The following is a 2608-nucleotide window of genomic DNA, read 5'->3' as shown; positions in this document are numbered from 1 at the left end:
CACCGGCGCGGCGACCCGCTACCCCCCGCCTCCGCCCCCGGCGACCACCACCCGACCACAACCGATCACACCACGAAGATCTGAGGCTGTAGTACGAGCCCGTTCATACTCACCATCGCTGCCTTCGGGCGGCCCCCGGGCTAAACTAGGCCAAGGTGACAGCGTTGACGGCCCTGGTGCGCGACCGCGACTATCTGAAAGATTGCCATGGCGTGATCTTCAGAGTGATTGGTGACGTGCACCCGGCGAGTCATTTCCTGGGCTTCGCTAAGTACTACCCGGACTGGAACGGTGGCCGGGTGCTGGAGGGGCAGCGCTACAACCTGAACACCTCCCCGAGAGAATTCCCGGGCAATCTGCGCGACAGTGGGGAATACCGCGTATTTTCACCGGTTACAGGTTGCATCATGCCAGCAGTGCCCCGCAGCGCTGTGATAACCCACTACTCCTGCCGCCAAGCCCTTCGCGCCCTCCATGACGACCCTGCAGTGCTGCAGCGCACCCGTGCAGGCAACGATCTTCTGTCTGTCATCCGGTGGGCAGCCCGGCATAACGCCCTCCATCTGTTCGGAGTTACCGGGTCCTTCCTTACGCGCTGCTTCAACCGGAAATCAGACATCGATCTAGTTTGCTACGGAAGATCAGGCTACGAAGCTGCCACACAACTTTTTACAGACGTGGCACTGATCCGACCCTACGAAGCCGGCGACTCCCTCCGCTTATATGAGCGGCGCACTTCGTATGTGCACCAGGCGGACACCACAGCTCTCCTTTGTCAGGAAAAACGCAAACTGCAAGGAATCACCCAGGGAGCTGATATCCATATCAATTGTGAACCGCTCCGCGACGACGACGACACAACCTTCACCAGCGTCTCGGCCACAGAAGTAGCGGAAATCACGCTTAATGCAGTAATTGTCGATCACGGACAGGGCCTTATGACGCCCTCGCTCTACCGGATCCGGGTAACCGAAGTCATTGCAGTGAGCGCGGGTCATCCAGCCGCCGAGAAAATTACCGAACTTCGTTCATACGACGGAACCTTCACCCGGGCGTTTCGAGGGGGCGACGCAGTACGTGCCGTCGGCAAGCTGATAGAACTCGGTGGTCATACAGGCGAGCGTCTCGCTGTTGAGCTAGCCCCCTGGAACACCCCAGCGCCGTACGGAGCAGGCCTCCTCGCTTGACAGGCAGACGCTGCGGCCTGATGTGGTGGCCGCTCTGGGGGTCGTGTCCCTCGGCCTCGGGCTTCAGCGCGCTTCGCATCGTGGGTGTTGGCAGCAGTAAGAAGCCGTTGTCTTTCCGGATGTGATCGCTGAGTTTCCGCTGTTAGGCATGGTGTCGGCGCCTTGGAGGGAGGGAGCGTTCAGTCCGGTGGCGCGCTCCGGGCTGAAGCGGACCGCGTCGTGGCCGAGGGGTGTGGGCACGCAGGGTGATCGCCCGGGGGAACTGGTCGATACCGCCACCACCGGTCTGCCATCAGCCAAACGCCAAGATTCGTCACCTCATAACGCTGAAGTCAGTAACCGCATCTGCGAGTGTGCCGACCGAACGCTCCTGGCCCTGGGCCGACGCGTTCGTCCTGGCCTGGCAGAGGCTCTACGTCCTTCCGGCAGTCACCTGACCACCGGCTCACGCCCCGGCGAGGACCAGGAAGGAGAACAACCCGCAACACTCCGGGCCCGTGGAACCCGGCGCCCCGCAGCGCCACGCGAAGACCCCGCCCGACACCCACGGGAACAAAACGGGGTGAACCCACCACCTCACAAAGCAGCGATCACCACTGAAGGATCGAGGCTCACTACGCCCGTAATCCGCTGACCAAGGTGCCCAAGGACCACAACCTGAAGTCTCTACGAAACCCGGAGCGGTTCATCGGCTGAAGTGGTCCGATTGGTTGATGAGCTCGGGCCTCGCAGGCGTTCGTTCGGAGGACTTTCCAAGCCGACTCCAACTGCAAAACTTGTTCAAGTTACCAATGGGTCAAAGTGGCCAACATGCACTTCCTTCCTCCATATCAGTAAGGCCTGTTATGCAGCTACTAACTACTTCCGTTGCCCGTCTCGCGCTGACAGGTGCTGTGCTTGCCGCGTTCGCTTCAATTGTAGGCCCGTCCGTACAGGCGCATGCGCAAACGGACACCCTGGAGCCGAGAGAAAGGGCCGCTTACATCCAGAACGATACGGATATTGGCCTCTCCCTGAGCAAGGCTGAGGGGGGGCATGGAAACTTCATCCGGCAACCTGATTCGGCAATCGTCCCAGGAGGCAAGGGCGGTTGGAAGTTCTGGGAATGGAAGTATGCCTATCCTGCTACCGTCGAGTACAAGATCGGGAGTACTGGGCTTACGGTAGCCACCAAGACGGGTTACCCGGGCGGTAGTCCCATCGGTAACAAGCCGACGGGTAAGTGCGAGGTTCTCGACGATGCGAGCAAGCAGCCGTCGTCTGCATTCGCATGCTCAGTGAGAGAATTCGATGGCGCGTATACCTATACCCTGAAGAACATTTCATACTGAGGTTTTCTCAGCGAAATGATCTCGCGGCTGCTTGGACGTGAAGCCGGCTGCGGGCAGACGTGAAGCCCCTGGTAGGACAGGTCTCTCACA

The 2608-nt window shown here is 60.2% G+C and carries 1 protein-coding gene; it reads left to right on the top strand.

Going from position 1 to position 2608, the window contains the following annotated elements; translation table 11 throughout:
• Nucleotides 1-164: 164 nt before the first annotated feature.
• Complete coding sequence (locus AC07DW_RS34040; RefSeq protein WP_478861468.1) at nucleotides 165-1187, top strand: hypothetical protein; 1023 nt, start codon at nucleotides 165-167, stop codon at nucleotides 1185-1187.
• Nucleotides 1188-2608: the final 1421 nt, after the last annotated feature.

Source organism: Streptomyces sp. NPDC045701 (genome assembly GCF_056432045.1).
Note: the sequence above shows the minus strand (reverse complement) of the source record. Positions and strands in the feature narration are given on the sequence as shown.